The following is a 6753-nucleotide window of genomic DNA, read 5'->3' on the forward strand; positions in this document are numbered from 1 at the left end:
ATGCGTTTGCCCGGCAAATGCGGCTCCATCCGATCCCACTGGTGATCTTTCAACATCAGACGAACTCCGCTCACCCAAGCCTCCGCGCCCAAAAGGAGCTTGAATCAGATTTGCGAGTCCGTCGAAAGCCTGAATGTCAACGCGCTCTAGGTCAGCGCGGCTAATTCTTTGGTAACTATATTCATCCACGGTACTGACTATGCGGATGTCTCTCCGCGCGTTGTCAGTAGTGAGTCCTCCAGTGGAGTTCATTCTTTTCCTGATTGTTGTTGCCGCCTTGTCGATTTCGATACTTCTCCCAGCCATTCACATGCTGATGTCGCCAGATGGAAGCAGGCGAGCGCCTACTCCTCGAAGCATCGCGTTCGGTGAGCGTCGCGCCTGAGGGTATTGTTCTGCTGAAGGTCATGGCCGACCTTCCATCCTGACGCGCACTCCCTCATCACCAACTACGAGCCGCCCGTTGAGGTAGGTGATAGGCCGGACGCTAGCACCGCTGCGATCATAGGTCGAATGAGCGCGCGGTTCGCATTGGACATCCGTGGATCTCACCGCGCTGCTGAGTAGCGCCTCACCCTTGGTGAGCGTTTTCCTCCCTGGGTTTTCGTTCTCTGGACACAGCGGCCTGTTCTTACCCAAACGTCAGCAGGACCCATCGCGCCATAACTGTCACGTAATCGATTACCTGTTCAACAAGATCTTGCAAGCCTAGCCGGTCGTACAACGACCCTGTTTGACGATCAGGGAGCGTCTGGGTGTTCCCTATACCAGAGCTATTCCGCTCCGCGCCTGGGGCCACTGCCCCCGGCGGTCCCTTTCTTTATGCACACCTGAGTTTGCTTCCATGCTGCATTACTACTTTGACATTCGGTCAACTGCTTCGGACGATCAATGCAGCTCGACTTTCCAACTCTCGGTGCCGTGTTCGTTCTGAACACGGCAATTGTCACGGCACTGCTTTTCTTCGCCTGGGCGTTTAATCGACAGGTCAAGGCCCTTGCCTGATGGGGACTTGCGTTCCTTCTCATCCTCGTGGGCATGGGCCTCATGGTGGTTGCACAGGGGGCTCCGACCCTCGCCATCCTGCTTATTGCGAACAGTCGCTTGATCGCCGCCTATAGTGTCCTCTACAGAGGCTGCCAGGCGATCAATGCGCGACCGATAAATCTGCCACCGCTCTTGGTCGGCGTGGTCCTGTGGTGGGTGGCATTCCCTTTCATTGCTAACAGCCCAACCATGAGATTGGTCCTTACATCTGCAATCGGCGCTGGTTACGCGCTGATGTCAGCCTGGGAGTTCTGGTGGCATGCACGCCATTGGCTGGCGTCGCACGTCGCTGCCACCATTCTCCTGATTGGACTGGTTGGCTTTAACATCCTGCGAGGACTGCTTGGATTCTCACTCGCGCAGTCATTTTGGTCAGCCGGCCCTTTCCCACCATGGTCCGGTGCGATGGCAATCGGAATTGCGAAATTCATGCCGGCGATAGCGTTTGTCTTTCTATCGAGGGCGAAAGAACAACTGCAGTATCAACACAAGCGGGCAGCTTTGATCGATCCGCTGACAAAGATCCCAAACCGCAGGGCCTTTCTCGAAGATGGCGCAGCGCTGATTTCACAGCAGCGCAAGGCGCCCAACAGTTGTTTGCTGTTCGATTTGGACGACTTCAAGCAGATCAACGATACCTATGGCCATGAGGTGGGTGATTATGTGTTGGAAATCTTCGGCGGGATCTTGTCCGACCACCTTCCAGGCAGTGTCTACGGCCGCTTGGGGGAGAGGAGTTCAGCGCGATCGTCCCTCTCTCCGGGGAAGACGCTGGGAGACCGGCCGGGCAAATCCGGCATTCGTTTGAATCCGTTGCGAAGATTGTTCTCGGCCAGCGTGTGCGTGTGACCGTCAGCGTTGGTTGCGCGACCGGCACAACGTCAACCGTCAAAGGCCTGCTGCGCCATGCAGACACCGCTCTGTACGGAGCCAAGGCTCAAGGTCGGAACGTGGTTGTCTCCGCATCCTCGCGTTCACCAGTTCCGTGCAGAGGCCCACCCGATCGGTGGTTCGGGCGCGAGCCACGACATCATTCCTCTCTGTCCAAGCCATGAAGGTCTGAACTCGGGCTCGGACATGATCGGCGTCGTCGGCAAGACAGCGGACGAGATTTGCCACCGGATCGTGACCGGGAGGCAGTGCGGAGCCTGCCCCACTGATTGGGGTCGCTTAATGATTCGCTCGCGTCAGCGGGTCGGCCGACGAGAACTCGCCGCGAGATTGTTCAACCGCTGGTGCTGGCGATGTTCGACACCCAGCCTGAAGTCTCCCTTGGCTCCGCGAGCAATGGCAGGTTTCGGTCGCGGCGAAGCTGATCAGGACGTCGAACGTGAAACCATCCTGATCAGCAACCCGCCACTGCGACGATGTCGTCCTCGGCTCGAGCGGCGGAATACTTGAAAGTCGAGTTGCACAATGGCTTGCGAGCAGACGACTATCAGAACCGGCGCATCAGTGTTCTCCTCGGGACGAGAGGAGGAGGCGTTCGTCTGTGCCGCACGCCGTCGAGCAGGGGTCGAAGCGCGTTGCCGAGCGGCAAGAGGTGAGACCGTTATCTGCGTCGAGCGATGCTGTCGATCTGGAAACGTCTGATGCCGAGGTCATCGAGTTCCCGATCGGAGAGCCTGGACAACTCGTTGACGGTCGCATGATAGCGGACGTAGGCACGGATCTGAGCAAGGATCTGGGATACGAACATCTGGACCTCCTGTCCGTTCGCTGGAGTAAGGAAGGGGCTGTTGGCTCTGCGTGTGCAGTGCAACAGACATACCTGTGCGATGCACAAATGAGCAGAGATGCTAAAACAGAGGCAGGCATGCTCACGATGCATGCTGGTGTCATAAATCATTTATCGGAGTGCTCATGAGCCATGGCCGGTGCGATCTGGAGGAAGATATTTTGCTGCCCATTCCTCCTTCCCTGGAGGAGAGCAAGGCAGTGAGCACACATGATCTGTTCAGAGGGTTCTGATCGGAAGTATGAGAGCTTATGGGGAGCCTTTGAGAGGGATCCCTCCGGGAGCTTCTTGGTTTTCGCCATGGCTATGACCCGTCTCTGAGTCTCTATTTCCTGCAGCACGCAGTGCCGGTGGCTTTTGCGCGCGGCGTGGCTTGCCCAGGAACTGCTCTCGAGCATTGGAACCGATCTCGGTAAAGTGGCCCTTGTTCCCGGGACGGGCGGGATCGTTAAATTCACATATGAGGACGAGATCATCTGGGATCGCAAGTGCGGTGGGGGCTTCCCAGAGGCCAAACTCCTGAAACAGCGTGTCCACGCTTTGTTGGATTCCGAACGAAGCCTCGGTCGCCTTTATCGCGAGCCCGCGCCTCGCGCGCCGATGATGCTGCATGATCAAGCTCGCTCTCCGCCGGAGATTGAGAGAAGCTGCATGTGCACGAACAACCGGAGACAGCCACGACCCATGAGGAGCAGGAAGACCTGACAGCGGAGCTCCTGACGACCAACCAAGCCCTTGGGTTCATTGTGCGGTCGATCGCGGCCCTGGCCAAGAAGGAGGGAATCCCGCGGGAGGTGTTCTTTCGGACTTGGCTGGAGAATGGCACGCAGGCCGTGGCCCGAACCAGGCTGGTTGGCATTCCGCCGGAACGGCAGGAGAGGGTGCGTGAGAAAGCTCGCGCCCGGTACGAAGACCTCATCATGGCTTGTGCTGCTCCACCGAGCTAGCCGCGCTGGGGTAGCATCCCCATCGAGGTCCTGTGGCCGGTGTACCGGAAGCAGCTGACGGGTCGGGCTGATGCGCAGTCAGAGATGCGGCCTAAGGGCAGCATCCCCATCGCTCGGGGCCGCCATCAACTGTCACTGAACTCAAGCGAGCGAGCGCCTTGCGGCCGTAGCGCCCATGAATGCTGTGGAAACGGTAGCCTGTGGAGTTGAAATCCACATCTGAGCTTGATGCCGATGCTACTATGCGACAAGCTGGTGGCGGCTGACGAGGAGTTTCCAGTGGCAAAAGCAGCAACGAAGAAAGCCCCAGCCCGCAAGGCCACAGCAACCAAGGCTCCGGCCAAGAAGGCGGCGGCGAAGACCCCTGCTAAGGCTGCAGCCGGCAAGACGACGGCAAAGACCGCGGCCAAGGCTGCCAAGAAGCCGGTGAAGGGTGCCGCTGCGTCGAATGGCATTCTCACCCTGCGCACCATCGCCGACACGCTCTCCGAGATGCACGAGCTCCCGAGGCGTCAGGCGAACGAGATCCTCACGCAGGTGATCGAGCTCATCGCCAAGAGCCTGAAGAAGGGCGACAAGATCCGCCTGAGCGGCCTTGGCATCCTACAGGTGCGCAAGCGCGCCGCCCGCATGGGCCGCAACCCACAGACTGGCGAGCCGATCAAGATCAAAGCGTCCAAGAAGATCGCCTTCCGGCCCGCCAAGGAACTCAAGGAAGCAGTCTAATGAGGAGCTGTAGGCAGGACGGCTGAGTGCTCGCCCACCTCGCCGGAACTCTGGCGGGGCAGGCCTGTTGTTCCGTGCTCGCCTCAAGAGAGATGCTGAGCGAAGTGCTTGTTCATCTCGAACATGCTCACCTTGCTCTTGCCGCCGAAGACGGCCTGGAGTTTTGCATCGGCCAGAATCTTCCGCTTGTTCTCGGGATTCTGCAGATTGTTAGCCTTGATGTAGTCCCACACCTTGCTCACCACCTCAGTGCGAGGCAGGGGAGATGATCCCACAACAGCCGCCAGTTCATTCGAAGGCTGCAGCGGCTTCATCAGCGCCGGATTAGGCTTCTTGGCGGCTTTGGCTTCTGACATTGTGACACTCCGTTCTAACGCTAGTCTGCCATCTGCATCGGCAAGGTGGCGGGACCATGACGATCAAACGTCTAACAGTTCCTTAACCTCGCTCTGGCGCCGATCTGCCAAAATCGAGGCCCATCGGTTGATATCAGATTGTCATCGGCCGCGCCGTTTGCCTACCGGCTTCGCCATCAACTGCCGCATCGCTTCTTCAAACCGTGCCCTTGCCTCTGCGTTGTGAGAGAGATTGCGCACCTCTGACGGTTCGTCTTGCTGCTGTAGGCCATTCTTACGCGCCCGCCACTGCTTGGCCTGTGCGGCAGTGGCCGCCGCGTTAGCCAGCTTCTCAAGCCTATCGAGATGCGGCGTACTGGCCACCCCATTGGTTTCCGGGCGTTCGTCGTCTTGCTCCGGGCGTTTAGCCATATGTTCGTTTCCTCAGGATGAAAGTCACCACTTGCGCTATGACGTTACATGCTTCCATTTCAGGAAGCATCGGTTAACTTCGCCATAACCATAAAGGTCCGAGGTATGCCGATGCGAAAGATCCATCATGGCTTCATAGCGATCGCCATCCTCGGAGGCCCGGCCTCTATCATTCTCGCGCACCAGAAGATCACGGAGACATTGCCGCAGGACGCGTCCATTCCATCCGATGTCGCCGCAATCGTGCAGCAGGCCTATTCCAGATGCTCGGAAGCGCCGCGGGCTGTCAGACCCTCACAATGCGATGACTACATCCGGTCGTTTGACCAATGCGCAGCCCGCAAGAACGAGTGCGACCCGCATTCTGTTTACGAGGTCTTGCTCAAGTTGAGTTTCACACCTTCAGATCGCGGCCACGGAAGTTCGCCAAAGCCACTCTGAGGACCAATCGGCAATGCGACCTGGCGCATGCTCGGTCGCTCTTATTGCATGCTTCGAGTGGAGCGCATTACCCAGACGTTGATCACGTTTTCCCAATCAGTTCCTAGGTCTGACGAAGCCGCGATGAGCGCGGAACCATGCTTCCTCCAGACCATTAATGTCCGCCAGTTGAGTTGAGCCTCATCGCGGGATGCTCGCGCATCTGTGTCATGCTTCGGGTCGCAACTGAGCGGTCCATTTCATGATGCTGTCATCACTTTCTGAGAGAGCCGGAAGGCTAACTCAAATTGTCTAAGAAAATGTCAGGCGCTCGCGCCCGATGCTCGCTTTTGTTCAGCCACTGCCGAGCCACATTGCCCGGTTCAAGTCAGATAAAGCACAACGTTGGGGGCTCAGATTCGCTATGTTCGCCTGTCATTCTGACGTCACCGTCCTCGCACACCAGGAACCCTCATCGGTTCACAGTTCCAGGAGGAACGTTCCAGCAGATTCCCCAACCGATCATTGGAGAGACATGTTCACGATCAACGACACCACGACTGCAGCGATCAATATCCTTGGAGCTATTGATGCTCTTGAGTCAGCCTTGGCTCGTCGCAGTGTCGCTTCCGATGGTATCATGGCGACGGACCAGGAGCGGGAACTGCTGACACTTGGGATCAGAGACACGCTGTTCATTCTCGGGATGCACCGCGAGCCACTGCCGAAAGTCCTGTCGTTGCTCTCGCTCCGGATGGCAAACTCCCTCGGGATCCTTCGCACGGAGGCGAGCGCGGCCTTGCGTGTGTTTCGCCTGGTGGAGGAACTGGCCGAAGGATTGGCTGCGCCCGCCCCGCACGCCGCCTAATGATCTTCACGAAGGTGGTGTAACATCGGGCGGTGTCGGTCCTCGTGAGGAGGTGCGCGATGGATGGCAATGTGTGGCGGCCGGCGCATCTGACGCCGGGGCAAATGGAGGAACGCCGTCTGGAGGCCGCGCGGCTGTTGCGGCAGGGGCGGCTCTCCCAAGCCGAGATCGCCCGACAGCTGGGGGCCAGCCGGGCCAGTGTTTCGCGCTGGGCCGCCACCCTCGCCCAGGATGGCCAGC

The 6753-nt window shown here is 58.5% G+C and carries 10 protein-coding genes; 7 read left to right on the top strand and 3 right to left on the bottom strand.

All coding sequences use genetic code 11. The features are described 5' to 3' along the window. Window positions 1–1047 precede the first annotated feature (1047 nt). A complete protein-coding gene (locus FS320_RS35295) occupies window positions 1048–1896 on the top strand; it encodes a GGDEF domain-containing protein (RefSeq protein WP_162003446.1) in 849 nt (282 codons plus the stop codon). Further along, complete coding sequence (locus tag FS320_RS51085; protein WP_162003447.1) at window positions 1794–2102, top strand: GGDEF domain-containing protein; 309 nt, start codon at window positions 1794–1796, stop codon at window positions 2100–2102. Before FS320_RS35295 ends, FS320_RS51085 begins: the two co-directional genes overlap by 103 nt. A gap of 497 nt (window positions 2103–2599) precedes the next feature. Here the strand turns inward: FS320_RS51085 and FS320_RS35305 are convergent, their stop codons facing one another. Further along, window positions 2600–2746 carry a DUF1127 domain-containing protein gene (locus FS320_RS35305; RefSeq protein WP_152717028.1) on the bottom strand — a complete coding sequence of 49 codons (147 nt, stop codon included), beginning with the start codon at window positions 2744–2746 and terminating at the stop codon, window positions 2600–2602. A 366-nt stretch (window positions 2747–3112) separates the two neighbouring features. On the opposite strand from FS320_RS35305, the gene FS320_RS50420 reads away from it, so the two are divergent. From FS320_RS50420 to FS320_RS48810, 3 genes are all read left to right on the top strand, one after another. Continuing rightward, entirely contained in the window at window positions 3113–3490 is a 378-nt protein-coding gene (locus FS320_RS50420; protein ID WP_162003448.1) for a SelT/SelW/SelH family protein, read from the top strand. Further along, complete coding sequence (locus tag FS320_RS35315) at window positions 3439–3732, top strand: hypothetical protein (protein WP_152717030.1); 294 nt, start codon at window positions 3439–3441, stop codon at window positions 3730–3732. The genes FS320_RS50420 and FS320_RS35315 overlap by 52 nt, the downstream gene beginning before the upstream one ends. A gap of 279 nt (window positions 3733–4011) precedes the next feature. Further along, a complete protein-coding gene (locus FS320_RS48810) occupies window positions 4012–4458 on the top strand; it encodes an HU family DNA-binding protein (protein ID WP_338105619.1) in 447 nt (148 codons plus the stop codon). 83 nt (window positions 4459–4541) lie between these two features. Here FS320_RS48810 and FS320_RS35325 read toward each other — a convergent pair whose 3' ends face one another. Both FS320_RS35325 and FS320_RS35330 read right to left on the bottom strand, forming a co-directional pair. Beyond that, on the bottom strand, window positions 4542–4814 hold the full coding sequence (locus FS320_RS35325) for an SWIB/MDM2 domain-containing protein (protein ID WP_152717031.1): 273 nt from the start codon (window positions 4812–4814) through the stop codon (window positions 4542–4544). A 141-nt stretch (window positions 4815–4955) separates the two neighbouring features. Then, window positions 4956–5225, bottom strand: a complete 270-nt coding sequence (locus tag FS320_RS35330; protein ID WP_152717032.1) for a hypothetical protein — start codon at window positions 5223–5225, stop codon at window positions 4956–4958. Between the two features lie 955 nt (window positions 5226–6180). Here FS320_RS35330 and FS320_RS35335 point away from each other — a divergent pair. After that, complete coding sequence (locus tag FS320_RS35335) at window positions 6181–6513, top strand: hypothetical protein (protein WP_152717033.1); 333 nt, start codon at window positions 6181–6183, stop codon at window positions 6511–6513. Between the two features lie 59 nt (window positions 6514–6572). Then, window positions 6573–6753, top strand: a 181-nt coding sequence (locus FS320_RS35340) for a helix-turn-helix domain-containing protein (protein WP_152716020.1), incomplete at its 3' end; no start/stop codon positions are given.

Source organism: Microvirga tunisiensis (genome assembly GCF_009296175.1).
Lineage (GTDB): Bacteria > Pseudomonadota > Alphaproteobacteria > Rhizobiales > Beijerinckiaceae > Microvirga > Microvirga tunisiensis.

Bases quoted from the DNA above. Each gene is read 5' to 3' on its own strand.
- FS320_RS35325 (WP_152717031.1), bottom strand. From the start codon at position 4,814: ATGTCAGAAGCCAAAGCCGCCAAGAAGCCTAATCCGGCGCTGATGAAG.
- FS320_RS35335 (WP_152717033.1), top strand. From the start codon at position 6,181: ATGTTCACGATCAACGACACCACGACTGCAGCGATCAATATCCTTGGA.
- FS320_RS35295 (WP_162003446.1), top strand. From the start codon at position 1,048: ATGGTGGTTGCACAGGGGGCTCCGACCCTCGCCATCCTGCTTATTGCG.
- FS320_RS35305 (WP_152717028.1), bottom strand. From the start codon at position 2,746: ATGTTCGTATCCCAGATCCTTGCTCAGATCCGTGCCTACGTCCGCTAT.
- FS320_RS35330 (WP_152717032.1), bottom strand. From the start codon at position 5,225: ATGGCTAAACGCCCGGAGCAAGACGACGAACGCCCGGAAACCAATGGG.